At 40.2% G+C, this 15,077-nt stretch carries 11 protein-coding genes; 4 read left to right on the top strand and 7 right to left on the bottom strand.

Translation table 11 applies throughout. The features are described from left to right. The first annotated feature begins 26 nt into the window (after positions 1-26). The gene (locus RI844_RS15925; RefSeq protein WP_348395657.1) at positions 27-1,157 is read left to right on the top strand and encodes an MltA domain-containing protein; all 1,131 of its coding nucleotides are present in this window, start codon (positions 27-29) and stop codon (positions 1,155-1,157) included. 93 nt (positions 1,158-1,250) lie between these two features. Then, the gene (locus tag RI844_RS15920; RefSeq protein ID WP_348395656.1) at positions 1,251-2,051 is read left to right on the top strand and encodes a hypothetical protein; all 801 of its coding nucleotides are present in this window, start codon (positions 1,251-1,253) and stop codon (positions 2,049-2,051) included. Positions 2,052-2,143: 92 nt separating this feature from the next. On the opposite strand, the gene RI844_RS15915 is transcribed toward RI844_RS15920, so the two are convergent. Both RI844_RS15915 and RI844_RS15910 read right to left on the bottom strand, forming a co-directional pair. Next, positions 2,144-2,455, bottom strand: coding sequence for a cupin domain-containing protein (locus tag RI844_RS15915; RefSeq protein WP_348395655.1), 312 nt, complete (start codon positions 2,453-2,455; stop codon positions 2,144-2,146). A gap of 25 nt (positions 2,456-2,480) precedes the next feature. After that, positions 2,481-4,436 carry an alpha/beta hydrolase domain-containing protein gene (locus RI844_RS15910; protein ID WP_348395654.1) on the bottom strand — a complete coding sequence of 652 codons (1,956 nt, stop codon included), beginning with the start codon at positions 4,434-4,436 and terminating at the stop codon, positions 2,481-2,483. On the opposite strand from RI844_RS15910, the gene RI844_RS20295 reads away from it, so the two are divergent. Further along, complete coding sequence (locus tag RI844_RS20295; RefSeq protein WP_405054490.1) at positions 4,431-4,523, top strand: hypothetical protein; 93 nt, start codon at positions 4,431-4,433, stop codon at positions 4,521-4,523. The genes RI844_RS15910 and RI844_RS20295 overlap by 6 nt on opposite strands. Positions 4,524-4,681: 158 nt before the next feature. On the opposite strand, the gene RI844_RS15905 is transcribed toward RI844_RS20295, so the two are convergent. From RI844_RS15905 to RI844_RS15890, 4 genes are all read right to left on the bottom strand, one after another. Next, positions 4,682-4,810, bottom strand: a complete 129-nt coding sequence (locus tag RI844_RS15905; protein ID WP_348395653.1) for a hypothetical protein — start codon at positions 4,808-4,810, stop codon at positions 4,682-4,684. A 113-nt stretch (positions 4,811-4,923) separates the two neighbouring features. After that, positions 4,924-5,967, bottom strand: a complete 1,044-nt coding sequence (locus RI844_RS15900; protein ID WP_348398369.1) for a Kelch repeat-containing protein — start codon at positions 5,965-5,967, stop codon at positions 4,924-4,926. 151 nt (positions 5,968-6,118) lie between these two features. Then, entirely contained in the window at positions 6,119-8,545 is a 2,427-nt protein-coding gene (gene plsB, locus RI844_RS15895) for a glycerol-3-phosphate 1-O-acyltransferase PlsB (protein ID WP_348395652.1), read from the bottom strand. 223 nt (positions 8,546-8,768) lie between these two features. Further along, positions 8,769-9,554 carry an alpha/beta fold hydrolase gene (locus RI844_RS15890; RefSeq protein WP_348395651.1) on the bottom strand — a complete coding sequence of 262 codons (786 nt, stop codon included), beginning with the start codon at positions 9,552-9,554 and terminating at the stop codon, positions 8,769-8,771. A gap of 256 nt (positions 9,555-9,810) precedes the next feature. On the opposite strand from RI844_RS15890, the gene RI844_RS15885 reads away from it, so the two are divergent. Next, positions 9,811-11,874, top strand: coding sequence for a CapA family protein (locus tag RI844_RS15885; protein WP_348395650.1), 2,064 nt, complete (start codon positions 9,811-9,813; stop codon positions 11,872-11,874). A gap of 67 nt (positions 11,875-11,941) precedes the next feature. Here the strand turns inward: RI844_RS15885 and RI844_RS15880 are convergent, their stop codons facing one another. Continuing rightward, a complete protein-coding gene (locus RI844_RS15880; protein ID WP_348395649.1) occupies positions 11,942-15,070 on the bottom strand; it encodes an efflux RND transporter permease subunit in 3,129 nt (1,042 codons plus the stop codon). Between the last annotated feature and the right edge of the window lie 7 nt (positions 15,071-15,077).

Genomic DNA, 15,077 nt, shown 5'->3' with positions numbered 1-15,077 from the left:
TTAAAGAGCACAGTATAAAGAGCACAATGAAACTTATTACTACCCTATTTTTAGCCAGCATCAGCTTTAATGCTTTTACTGACAATGCCCGTTTTGTGTTAGAGCCAAACCCAAATATTGGCAACATGCAGTTATTTAAAACCAGTGATTTATGTGCTGTGGCTAATAACACCAACACTTACATTAATAATCATAAAACAGGTAGCAACACTGATCCGCTAGCGGTTCATGCCGGCAAGCTAATAACTGCCGATATATCATTAGATAGAGTGCAGAGCACTCTAAATTTCATCTGCACCACTTACCTATCAGATGTTCGAACCAAACAACAAAGCCGCTTACAAAACGCTGAGTTTTTAACACAGCACTTTGACTTTTATCGTTGGTACCCAGATATCACAACTGCAGTTAATATTAGTAAAAAAAGTACCAATGCGGCAAAAAATCGCTTATTAACCAGCATTCCTGATGATCAGTTATTTATCACTAAATACTACACCAAGTTATTAAAAGCCAGCCCAGTTAAAACCACTGAGTTTGATCAAGCACTTTACCAATTACCGTTTGATGAGCAAGGTCTAACTGCGGCTCAGGCCGAACTGAAAAAAGATTCGCTGACAAGGTTTAAATATACTCGCCAAGATATCATTCAAGGTAAAATAGCTGAGTTTAATCTGGCAAAGCCATTAGTGTGGATCAGTGAAGCTGGCTTACATGATGTGTTATTACAAGGCACTGGCGTTTTAGAGGTAGAAGGGAAAACCAGATACTTCAACGTTCACCGTAATAATGGCATTAGCTACGATTACAGCATTGGAAAAAGTGAGCAAGCACGTTATTGGTATTTTGCCGAAGTGCCATCGGTTATGGGCTATGGTCAAACCTTAGAAAGTAAAATAGCGGTTAAACCACAGGTAACTTTTGCCGGCAATATGGCTGATTTAGGCTTAGGTAAGTTAATCATGGTCAATTACCCATTAAATGGTCGTTCAGTGAGCCAAATGGGGATTTTAGCCGATACTGGCGGCGCTTTTGATAATAACCGTTTTCAATTAGATTTTTTAGTCGATAGCTATTACGGTTGGGCTGATTACCATCAAGCAAATAAACACCTGCCTGATTATGCCAATACCTGGATCATGCTATTGAAAAAATAGATTTTAAATAGAACATTCAGATTTATATTTGCACAAAGATTGGTCATCACCGACTGTTTAGAACTGCACATTCAATTGAAAAGGGAGAAATTAATGAAAGATTATTGGCTGTTAGTTATGTTTATCGCACTTCTGACTGCTTGTGGTTCAGACAATAATGATGTTGAGAGTGATGTCAAAGCGAACAAGCAATCTAATGTATCTGAACAGTATGTTAAGGATTTACCTATAACGGATAATTCCGAAGTAAATCATTATAAAGTTCTATTCATAGGTAATAGCCATGTTCAACCACTAAAGAGCCTAGTTTCGACGCTAATTGAAAAGGGCTTGGCAGAAAAAGTCGTAACAGTTGAGGTCGGTCATGGCACTTTTTTGGATGTAGCTCTGCACAGTGAAGATTTAATTGAGCAACTGCAGGGCAACAGTTGGAGCCATGTTATTTTACAAGGGCAAAAATACTCTCAAAGCCGTGAACATACTTATCCTACTTCGGCGACTAAACTTTGGATTCAAAGAGTTAAACATCAATCTGCAACACCAATGCTATTCCCAGAACACCCTCAAAAAGGAGATCTTGTAGAAGGGCAATATGTTCATAATATCCATGTTGCAATTGCTGAAGAAGAAGCAAGCTGTGTTGCTCCCGTAGGCCTTGTCTGGGATAGAGCGTTACAGTTAAAACCTCAATTAGAATTGCATTCAAGTGATGGTAACCATGCAACAAGTATCGGCTCACTATTAACCGCTTTGGTTTTTTATGAAATGATCACTGGACAATCAGCTGATTTATTGCCATTTATACAAGAATTGCCGGCGGATGAAGCAACCCAATCATTTTTAGGACAGATAGCAAGTCAAGTGATTGCTGAAAACGAAAACTGTAACTATTAATGCTTTTTCTGGAGTAATCCAGACCTGTTCCGGCAGTCATCATTTTCGCGCCGTAACGACTACCGTTGTATTTGTTGAATTATTGAGCTTTATCAATAATGAATCGCTAGCCAAATTGTTTCTGTGTCTGGATCTGTCCAACTCACTTTGTGTTTTTGTAAAGGCTCTATATTTAGGTAATCGCCTACACTAAGTTTTACTTTTTTATCATCTGAAAAAGTTAATATGGCTTCACCTTGTAAAACTATCACCCACTCATGATGCTGTTGTTCATACCAGCCTGTTTTTGGTGAGCATTGACCTTTGGAAATTATCCGCTCAATTTTTATAATATCGTTCTGAGCGATTATGTCACAAACTTCTAAACTTAAATCAGTAGGGATTTTGGCAAAAATATTGTTCATTTCAAATCACTTGGATAGCGCAGCATTATTCTTCTAATGAATTTTCGCCTACCGAAGCATAAATAGGATCAGGCTGATCCATACTCCAGTCCCATAACCAACTTCCTTGCTGCTTAACTCTAGACACGTCGCGAGCTAAAATCCAACCTTCAGCCAAGCTTTTTAAAGTCATTTTATTGAGGTGGTTTAAATATGATTTTTTATCCGAATACCGCGAGTAAATGCGTTTTTTAGTCCACTTTTTAACCGCGCCACGAAAATCTTCAATTTCGTTATTTGAGAACTTATTGTACCTAAGTACCCAAGGTAAAAAAGTTGCAATGGGTGCCTTAATCAGCGGATGATTTATGCCGCCTAATTCATGACCATTGTTATCCACTTTCGGTACTGGCGGCATAATTTCAGCCAAGATCACTGGTGGTTGATTGGTAATTATCCCTTGCTCCCAAGTTTTACCATAATCGACTTCGTAGGCAGTATGAGGTTTAAATGGCTTTTCCATATTCAACCATTCTGGCAATTGATAGTGAGAGAAGGTGGTAAGTGTTTGATCAGCAAAACGTGGATAAGCGCTTTTCGGTGGTTCTTCATCACTAACTACCCAGTTAGTTAAATGTGATAACAACGCTCGTAAATGTAATTTAAAGTCTAAAGGATTGCCACGGAACAAGCCTGTTTTTTCATTAAGTAAGGTCAAATCATTTGGATTTTCTACAAAGTGCTGAGCCGAAGCAAAATGATAAATTCGCTCGTTTTTTAATGGCGCCATATCAAATACATTGTGGGTATGTATTAAACCTGCAGCTCGGCCCCAGTATTCATAACCGGTGTTGGTATAAAAAATTTTAGGGTAAAAGTCCTCATGGTGGCGTTTCAATAAACCAAGCTTTTTATTGGTGATATTAGAACGTACGCGAGCACTGGTGAATGGAAAAACATCCGTCGGGTATAAAAATGCCGACATGCGATGTGCATCACGTGATGGTTGAGCAAACCTATGATTAAAACTTCCTCGCCCTGCGCCAGCAGTATGAATTAACATACCATCAAACGCCATAGTCCCCATTTCAGTTTCATTAAAACCTTGATGCAAAAAGTGACGTAAAAAACGCCCGGTTTGAGACACGCCAAACGCTATGGTTTTCGGCACTGAAAAAGCACTATCAACTTGTTTAATGTAGGCAGAAGTATCTCGTAAAATGGCTAAACCTATGCCTGTAACCATAGGCGCACGACTAGGGTAAACCAACTCATAAATACCAGGAGAAAAATCTCCGGCAATGTGTTTACCGTCAGAACTAAATTGCCACATAGAGTGGGGCACGACAGCACGCAAATTATCGCGTCCCATACGTTTGGTAAGCCAAGCATCTTGCTGTTTGGCAAAATCCACTGGATAAATTGTTTCTACCCCTTTTTTGTGCGCAAGGGTTAACAAAGACTTGGCCGTATCCACAGTCCAGTCACTGCGCACCCAGCCATCAAGTCCATGAATTCTGGGTAGTGAGGCATGCATATTGTTAGCGTTAACGGTTAAATCACCTTGCCAACCAACCCAAACCAATGACAATCCAAGATCTTGAATAAGACCATCCCCTAAAAGAGATGCTTTATTTGGAGAATCGGAGTTTCGTGCATGATTAAAGTAACGAAGTGATGCTTTTGAGCCTCTGTTGCTCACCTCAACTAAAGCACCTCTGCGTTGCTTGGGGTCTTTGTTTTGAATTATAAAGAAGTTCGCTTTAGCTTCGACTAAGCCGTCGCTATTGGTCGGCGCCTTATCAATATCAACAATCTGTTTATTACTAGGATTTTTAGGATCAATAAGAAAGATAAATTCGCCGCTTACTGCTTCCATCTTCTTGTCTTTTAAACTAAACGACTTTTCGCTATTAATGGTTTGACTTACCAAGGCAGCATTAGCCATGCTACTAAATAAAAACATAGCAATGAAAACTATTAAGGTTTTGACTTTATCCATGGAAAATTCCCAGCCGTAACAATGGCATTATTATTTTTGTTAGTTGAGACTAAGTTGACTGTTCAACTTGTTATATCAACAGCTTAACCTTGTGAGCTACAAATGCAAGTTTATGGACGGTTTAACGAAAAAAGGACAAAAAAAAGCAATGCTATCAATTACACAGAGAGAATATTAGCATTGCAAAAGGGTGTGAAGAGGGTTTCCATCACCAGTTTATTTAAACTGGTATTTTCAATAAATTCCTATTCGTTGTTGTTAATTTTCTTTAAAAAGAAAACTACATAAAATGTACAAATAGCCAAAACAGTTACTAAGCCACCTGCAGAAAATAATACAATAGGATCTGATAATAAAAATGATAAATTGTTCATGCTACTCTCCTGTTTCGAGCTTGTTCAAACTTATGGGTAGATAATAGAAGAGCATGGATTTGCGGGTTCTGATCTAGATCAACAAAGCATTAACTGACGTAACTCTTTGTGATTTAGTTGTTGGATTGTGTATTTTCTAATGAAATTGAATTAACGTGTTGAAGTACCTGCTGTTTATCATCCATCCCACCAATAATAATGAGCTGATTTTTATAGTTCAGTAAACCTCGATGATCCATTGATTTAGCATGATGGCCAAGTTGAGTTCGCCACTGATTGGTTTCAATATTATAGAGCCAAATTTCAGACGTTGCCGGAGCAGCAATGCCGTTATAACCCATACCATTAAAATTATATGGATTAGTAGAACCACCAATGAAAACCATTTGTCCATCTACACCAGCAGATGCCATTCTGTATCTGCCTTTACCGGTTGGGTGTTCAACTAATTGCCAAGCAATGTTTAATGGGTTGTTAGCATCGATTATACCTTTTAAGCATTGGGCAATATCTTGATAAGTTCTGCGCTGTAATAATTGCGGTTGTACAATTACGCCGTCGCAAATTAGCATATTATTATCAGCAATTGCGCCAGCATGTCCAAATACCGGCTTTCCAAGAAATGGCGATGCTTGTTGCCAACTATTATTTTTAATGTCATACACTTGCACTAAGTTCACATTTCCGGCGTTATGCCAACCACTGACTAAGTATATATAACGCTGTTGATAAACTAGGGCGACACTATCGTCAACCGGTACAGGCATTGTAGCTAAGGCTTTATAACTATCTGTTATTACATCATAACGGTATACATCAGGGCTGGAAATTTCCTGATGATCGCTAGCGACTGTATAGCCACCAAAGACATAAGCATATTGACCAACCCCAACTGCGATTGAGGCGAGTCGACCAGGTAAAGGCAGAGTAGCAGGAACAGGTGATTTAGCTTGCCATTGTTTGTCACCTAACTTCAACGCCCAAACTTTATTGTGCACATCTTTATAGGTCTTATTTTTACCTAAACCCATAAAACTAATAAAGTATTCACCCTGTGATGTTGTTACCTGTGCAATAGCATTATTAGTAACGGGCTCGGGGAGATTAGGTAATTCCAAAGGCTTGGCACAAATGATGGGGGAGCAGAGACTAAGCATGACGAATAAAATGTTTTGCATGTAAATTCACTGGTTGATAATGATTATAGAACTTATGCCTGAATTACAAACTTAAAGCCTTCCATGGCAGTTTGACATTCCTTCATCCCTGAAGCAAACAACAGGGCTTTCGCCCTGTTTAACTAGTTATTTATGAATGTAAGATGCTTTGCAGTACATCAGGTTCAATTAAGTGCACTAAGGTTTCGTTTAATTCAGTTAAACGCTCGGTTGCAATAAAACAACCTATATCATCTGATTCAATATAACCATATTCACGTAATGCATTCACCACTGCTGCCTGCGCTTTACGATCAATAAACTCAGGGGCATTAATATTATGTAATTTAGACATGCGCTTAGCTAATGTAGTTGCATCAGATTCAAGCGATGAGCGACTGATTGGCGCCGCTTGTTTAATAATATTAAGCACTATAGTGTAACGTTGTACTGTTTCACTAATACAAGAAGACATCAAATTAAGCATATAGGCTTGCTCACAGTCCTCTTTAATAGACCAGTAACCGGCTTTACTTAATTTAATTAACCCTTGCGTTTGCAATGCTGCCAAAATGCTTTCTGTTTGCTCAACAATGTTGTCATGGCTTTGCCATAAATAAAGCTCAGCTTTGATCAACTGGGCTAGCTGCTCTACCTTATTATCAATTTCTTCAGTGGTGAGTTTTTCGTAGGTTCGTAATAAACGACACACAACCGATGGCAGCATATAGGCGTGAACAATGTTGTTACGGTAGTAGCTCATTTCTAAACAGGCCTGCTCCGATAATGAGATAATCTGCCCGAGTTTGTCATCAGTAACGTCGACTTTATTCAATCGAATGACCGAATCAACCAGCTCTTTTCCTGATTCTTCAGGAATATACATTTCACTACTAAATGGCGCAGCGCGTTGTAATTCAAGGAAAAAATCTAACTGTTCTTCTAACTCTATGCGAGTTAATGCTTTATTCTCTGCGGTTAGCAAAATAAGTGCCGTTAAGGTAACAGAGTTAAGCGCAACTGCTTTGTTTATTTCAGTCATGACCTGATTGGCCATGACGTTAACTGCAGGGGTTAACCATTTAGGTTTTTGCGGGTCGATAGGGTCGATACTATCGCGCCACTGTGGTACTTCTTTATTTAAAAATTCATTGATATTAATTGGCTCACCAAAGGTGACAAAACCTTTTCCGTAATTTCGTAATTTGCGAATAGCCTTAACTATGCCAAATATAGACTCTTTTTGTTTTGAGCTGCCTTTTAATTCTTTATGGTAACTCGCTACTTCCATTACATGTTCATAGCCAATATAAACAGGAACTAAAGTTAACGGTCGATCAATACCTTTAAGCATGCTTTGTACCGTCATTGCCAACATACCTGTTTTTGGCTGTAATAAACGACCAGTACGGCTACGACCACCTTCAGTGTAATATTTTACCGAATAGCCACGACTAAATAACAAACCTAAATATTCACGAAAAATAGTTGAATATAAACGATTGCCTCTAAAGCTACGGCGAATAAAGAATGCTCCCGCTTTTCTGAATATTGGACCGGCAGGCCAAAAATTTAAATTAATTCCAGCAGCAATTCTTGGCGTGACCAAGCCCTCATGATAAATCACATAAGTAAGTAATAAGTAATCCATGTGTGAGCGATGACAAGGTACATAAATTATCTCATGACCTTCTTGTGATAGTGTACGTAAACGATCTGCATTTTGAACTTTTATGCCATCGTATAATCGGTTCCATAACCAACCTAAAATTCGCTCACCTAAACGAATTACAGTTTGACGGTAATCAGCAGAAATTTCTTTCATCATTCCAAGTGCTTTTTTCTTCACTTCTGCTTCGCTGATGTTTTTTGATTTTGCTTCGTCTTTGATCAATCGTTTAATTGCCGGGTTGGCAAATAATGCGGTGAACATTTGCTGGCGATCCATCAAACGTGGCCCTGTAGCGGCAACTGTTTGGCGATGAAAATGGATACGTGCCATACGTATTAATTTACGTGCTGCTATTTTATCACTACCTTGAGTTTCAACCATTTCTCGAAAAGATACGGCAGAACTAAAGCGAGCTAAAGTATCTCTACCTAAAAAAATCACCATCCAAAATTTTCGGAACATACTTGGCGACGCTTCATCAGCTAGCACGTCTCCCATATTGGCTTTTTGTTTTGCAGGCGCCCTGCCCCAAAGCAAATTTACTGGAATTAATTTTGCATTTTTCGTGAGGTTTGTTTCATGATCTTTTAATAAAGCTAAACCTTGAGAGAGCGCTTTAGTTTGACTTCTTGTTATCCAAGGGATCACAGAGCGAGGTTTTTCGAGACAGATACAGCGGTTCATTGATTGCCCGTTTACGCTAACAGTTGCAAGCGGATCGGGTAAATTAAGTTTTTTACAGGCCATTTGCAGTGCAATTAAATCACTCGCTGATTGATATCTTACAATGTAGAAAACATCTTTATTGTCGCCAAGTTCAAGCGCCTCAACATTATCAGGGATAATATTGCAACGTACCAATAAGCGTACTGGCCAAGATAGTAAAAAGTAAAACAATGCTCTCATGTGTATTAAAACTCAGGATATATAGTGAAAGTTCGAAGTAAGTGTAATTCTAGCATTAATGACGCAAGTTGTTCTATAGAGAGTACTTTTTAAGCAAACAAAAGACAAGCTACTAGTTAACTGAAGGTTTAAATGAACTTAGCGGCAGATACGTTTTAAACAATGTTTAAAACCCCTATATAGAACTTTTAAAAAATGATTTTGCTTACTTTTTATCGAAATATCACCAGTTTTTGATTAGCTTACCTATCAGCTCTGCGGTTTTTTCGGGCTGTTCAAGTGGAAACATATGCCCTCCATCTGGCATCATAGTTAACTCGATTTGATTAAGTTTGGCAAAACGTTCGAAATATCGAATAGGTAAAACATCTGTTTTTTCACCATAAATCAGTGCGGCAGGCACGGTAAGTTTATTTTTAAATTTGAGTAAATTAGACGGTAAATGCCTAAAAATATCGGCTTCTACTTCGGGGGAAAATATTAACTCAAAACGCTTGTTTCTATTTGTCACTGCACTATCAACATAATCTTGCAAACAGCGGCTATCAAAGTCTTGAAATAACTTTTTCCGACCGAAGTTAGTGACTAAATTAGTTTCTATAGGCCAATGGCGTTGACGACTCTTTGCTTTGCCTGCGGGAGATACTTTATCAATAAGCGGGGTCTTTTTAGCTAGGTGTAATAACCAAGAGAGGCGCCCGGTGTACACCGGCGGATCTAACATGATTAAGCCTTGAAAAAGCTCCGGGTGCTGGCACGCAGCAATAAAAGAAATTACCCCACCAAAGGAATGGCCCACACAAATAACTTTGCTGTCTTGCTTTTTAATAAATTCGACTAACTCCGTGACTAAATGCTGCCAGTTGTTGTGGCTGGGGTAGTTATGATTATGACCAAATTTATCATGTGCTATTATTTTGTAGTGCGGAGAAAACTCCTCTAAAAATGTACGATAGCTTCCTGCGGGAAAACCATTTGCATGGACGAAGTTGATAATTGGTTTTGTCATAAAAATCTCTAAATGGAAATACAACGATAGATTCAAACAGTTGTTTAAATTTTATTATGAAGGGTATTTAATACAATTGAAAGGTTTATACCATTCTGCATAAGGAATGAGTTGAATATATACTTATGCCGATAGGCATTACCTTAGGTTATACCTAACGGTAGAAATTGAATGCTCGATATTACTACACTTCGATATACTAAATTTTAGCACTAACATTAATCCACATTAAACGTCTTAGAAAGTGAATACAACAATGAAAAAAGTAATATTTACCAGCCTAGTCTTCTTTGCTCTTATTAGTCAATTTGCTTTTGCCGAAGTGATAATTAAAGGCCGTTTGCTCACTGAAAACCAACAACCAATTGTACAAGCTAAGGTGAGTTTATCAGGATCAAACACCAATACAGATAAGCAAGGTTACTATCAAATTAACGTTGCTGATGCTGACATTTACCGACTCGATTATAGCAAGGAAGGGTTTTACCCAAGCGTACAAACGTTTAGTCATTTTGAATTAACCAATCAAGCCGCACCGTTGACCATTGCCGATATTACTCTCGTTGAAAAAGCAGAAGGACGCGTTATGTTTGCTTTTGGCGGTGATGCCATGATGGGGCGACGTTATTATAAGCCTTATTTTGGTGATGAGGTATTAATACACAATGACTCGCGCATAGTAGATAGCCGAGCCGTTATTGAAAACGTTAAGCCTTATATGAGCTTGGCTGATATTGCTGCAGTTAATTTAGAAACACAGATCTTTGCTAATAAACCAGGTGATGCCGCGCCTAAATCAGTGGCATTTTACTCTAAACCTGAAATTCTTGATGCCTTAACTTGGGCAGGAATTGACTATGTCACCTTGGGGAATAACCATACCTATGATTATAAAAAATCTGGATTAGAGACTTCGCTAAAACATATGCGCGAGTCAAAACTTGCTTTCTCTGGCGCAGGGATTAATGAAGAAGAAGCATTAAAGGCGCATGTAACAAATATTAACGGCGTTGATTATGGCATGTTGGGCTATGTTGGCTGGGAAGGTCGGGCAGATCCCAACCAAGTTGCCGAGCATGACAAAGGTGGTGCAGCTTTTGGTTCATTGAACAATATTATTGCTTCGGTTGGAAAACAAGTGGATGCTGGTCGTGTGCCTGTAGTGCAATACCATGGCAGCCAGGAATACACGAACAACCCAACAGGGGTAACAGAAAAACGCTTAAAAGCAGCCATCGATCATGGCGCTGCTTTAGCTATCGCTCATCATCCTCATGTAACTCAAGGCATAGAGTTATACAAAGGTAAGTTGATTGCTTATTCAATGGGTAATTTTATTTTTGATCAATATATCCCATCAACCCCTTATAGTTTTTTACTGTATGTTTGGATGGACAAAGGCGAATTTCATCGCGCAGAAATAGTGCCAATTTATTTAAAAGGCTACAAGCCAACACCGGCAACCGGCATTAACCGTTATACCACGATGAAACGTATTACTACATTGTCGGCTCAACGTAACACTCATATCGGCCTATCTGGCGGTCACGGCGTTATTAGCACAGAGCAAACACCATCAAACAACCAGTCTGCAACAATTTCTTTTCCTGAAAATACCAGAACCGCCCCATTGTACCTATTGCCTTGGCAAAAGAACTTAGCACAGGTAAATACGCCTAAAAATGTATCCTATCGTTTAGGTATTAATTTAATCAATGGCAGTGACTTTGAAAGTTTCGACACGTTTAATAGTAATGAACGCAGCTGGTTTTTTGATCGCGAGCATACAGTAATTAATAACTACGGTGCTAGTGGCAACAAGAGTTTAGGGGTAACGGTAAATAGTAATCAAACCAGTACAGTTGGCATGCAGGCGTTTCGCCGCAAATTTAAAGGTGATATTCCAACCACAGTTACAGCTAAAGTGAAAACAGATAATGTGGCGAAAATAAGTTTTTACTGGCAAGGCCGACGATATGGACAAGGCTTTTTCCAGGCTCGTAAAGAAAGCGAAAAACAGTTAATTGGCTCTGTTGATTTACAAGGAAAGTCAGCATGGCAAACAATTGAGCTAGATTTTGAATCAGTGCGACATAATTATCCGAGTAAGGGGTATCGCTCTTATCGAGTAATCGCTGAGATTGAATTAACCGATGGCCGAACCGGCAAAGTCGATATTGATGATTTTGCAGCTATTGAATGGCAAAGCGCATTTACTGAACTACCAACACCATTTCATACCAGTGTAGAATCGAAGCAAGCATCTTATATCGGCATCAGTAAGAGTACGAGTGAAACAGTAAAGATTACATTTCAATAAATTTGAAAAGTAATGGGGTAAAAAAAGGGCTGATTATTCAGCCCTTTTGTTTGGCTGATTGGTAACGTTACAGGCTCGTAGCGGTTTTCGCAAAAGCACGTTGATGTACAATTCTATACAGAATTGGCAATACCAGTAAAGTTAATAAGGTTGAAGAAATGATGCCGCCAATAACCACGGTAGCAAGTGGTCGTTGCACCTCAGCACCGGTGCCTACATTCAGCGCCATTGGCACAAAGCCTAAGCCGGCAACTAATGCCGTCATTAATACCGGCCTGAGTCGGATCATGGCACCATCAATAATGGCAGAGATAAGCTCACCTCGCTCTTTGCATAAATCGCGGATAAAGGAGAGCATCACTAACCCGTTTAAAACAGCAACGCCAGATAGCGCAATAAAACCAACGCCTGCAGAAATCGATAATGGCATATCCCTTAACCATAGCGAGATCACCCCGCCAGTTAACGCTAAAGGAATACCAGTGAAAATGATCAACGCATCTTTTACTGAGCTAAATGCCATCACTAACAGCCCAAGAATTAAGGCCAAAGTGAGTGGAATAACAATGGATAAGCGCTTACTTGCCGATTCCAACTGCTCAAAGGTACCACCATATTCTAACCAGTAACCCGCGGGAATGTTTACTTGCTGGTTTATTTTTGCCTGCGCTTGTTTTACAAATGTGCCTAAATCTTGGCCGCGTACGTTGGCGGTGACCACAATGCGGCGTTTACCATTTTCACGGCTGATCTGATTCGGCGCTGGCGCAATATTTAAGTTGGCAAGCTCAGCTAACGGCACATAACTATCATTAGGTAACAAGATTGGTAATTCGTTTAATCGTGCAACATTTTGACGAATAGATTCTGGCAAGCGCACCACCATGTTAAAGCGACGATCGCCTTCAAATATCATGCCCGCGGTTTCACCACCTATGGCAGCGGCAACGGTTTGTTGTAATTGTGATACATTTAAACCATAGCGCGCTATAGCAATGCGCTTTGGCTCTATTGACAACATTGGCAAACCGGTGACTTGCTCAACTTGAATATCGGTGGCGCCGTCAACGGTTTCAAGCACTTCTCTTATCGCATTGGCCGAAGTTAATAACTGCTCAAGATCGTCACCTATCACTTTAATACCCAGGTCGGCTCTTACACCAGAAATCAGTTCATTAAAGCGCATCTCAATGGGCTGGGTTAATTCAAAGTTATTTCCCGGCTGACCAGATACCGCCGCAACAATTTCTGTTGCCAATTCAGCATGGGTCATACTTGGGTTTGGCCATTCACTGCGAGGTTTCAGCATGATAAAGGTATCGGCGATATTCGGCGGCATCGGATCATTAGCAACCTCTGGCGTACCTATTTTAGAGAATACATTTTTTACTTGGGGAAAATCTTTGATGCTATCTTCCAGCGCCTTTTGCATGGTAACCGATTGGTCTAAACCTGTGCCGGGGATGCGAATGGCCTGTAATAAAATGTCTTCTTCATTAAGTTGTGGCACAAATTCAGAGCCTAAGGTGGTGGCTAACCAAATTGAAAATGCCACAAGTGCAAATGCTATAGCTAGCACCAACCAACGGATTTTCATCGCCGCAATAAGTATTGGTTTATATATAGACTTTGCCGCGATGATCACTTTGCTCTCTTTTTCACTGATATCACCAGTCATAAACAACGCGATAGCAGCAGGAACCAAGGTTAACGACAGCACCAAGGCAGATAATAATGCGATAACCACAGTAGCTGCCATCGGATGGAACATTTTTCCTTCCACACCGGTTAAGCTAAATAGTGGAATATACACTACAGTGATAATGATAACGCCAAATAAACTTGGTCTGATCACTTCATTGGTGGCCTGAAAAACCGTATGCAATCGCTCATTTATATCAAGACGACTGCCTTTATGGCGTTGCGCCTGGGCCATCCTTCGGATCGCGTTCTCAACAATAATAACCGCACCATCAACAATTAAACCAAAATCTAACGCCCCTAAACTCATCAGGTTTGCCGACACTCCGGCTTGCACCATACCAGTAATGGTTGCCAGCATGGTTAATGGAATAACCGCGGCTGTAATTAACGCTGCCCGAACATTGCCCAATAACAAAAACAGCACGGCAATCACCAGTAGTGCGCCTTCTGCCAGGTTTTTTTGAACAGTAGCAATCGCCTTGTCCACTAAGGTGGTACGATCATATACAGCCTTAACGATAATGCCTTCAGGCAAAGAGTCTTTCACTTGTTCGAGCTTTTTTGCTACAGCAAGAGCGACCGTTCTTGAATTTTCGCCGACGAGCATCATTGCACTACCGAGTACCGTTTCTTTACCATCGCGAGTTGCCGCGCCAGTTCGTAGCCCCTTACCAATAGCCACTTCGGCCACATCGGCAACCGTTATAGGTACACTATTGCTGTGTTTAACCACTACTTGCTCAATGTCGCTAATAGTTTTCAGTTGTCCTGGTGAACGAACGGTAAGTTGTTGGCCGTTAGTTTCAATGTAGCCGGCACCGCGGTTGCTATTATTGGTGTTTAGCGCTCGCGTGATGTCCGCAAAACTAATGCCATATTGCAGCATTTTTCTAGGCGTTGGAGTGATGTGATACTGCTTGTCAAAACCGCCGATGGTATTAATTTCAGTAATGCCCTTAACTAAAGCAAGTTGTGGCTTGATGATCCAGTCTTGAATCTCCCGTAACACTGTTGCATTGTAGCGACTACCATCGGCTTGCGTCGCATCTGGCGCCGCTTCAATGGTATACATGAATATTTCACCTAAGCCGGTGGAAATTGGCCCCATTTCCGGCTCGAGATCAGCCGGTAGTTTCCTGCTAATGGCGTTTAGTCGCTCATTAATCAGGTTACGGGCAAAATATAAATCGGTACCTTCATCAAATACCACGGTCACTTGCGACAAACCATAGCGCGATAATGAACGCGTATAAGCCAAATTAGGCAGCCCGGTTAATGCCGTTTCGACTGGATAAGTGATCCGTTGCTCAGTTTCCAGTGGTGAGTAGCCGGTTGCTTTGGTGTTAATTTGTACTTGTACGTTGGTCACATCAGGCACAGCGTCAATGGGTAACTTTTGGTAACTCCAATATCCTAGTCCAATGAGCAACAGGGCCAATGACATCATTAGCCACCGCCTGGCGATAGACAGGCGTAAAATTGATTCAATCATTTACTAT

The sequence above is a fragment of the Thalassotalea fonticola genome (genome assembly GCF_032911225.1).
GTDB classification, from domain to species: Bacteria; Pseudomonadota; Gammaproteobacteria; order Enterobacterales; family Alteromonadaceae; genus Thalassotalea_A; species Thalassotalea_A fonticola.
This window is presented reverse-complemented; position numbering and strand designations above follow the sequence as displayed.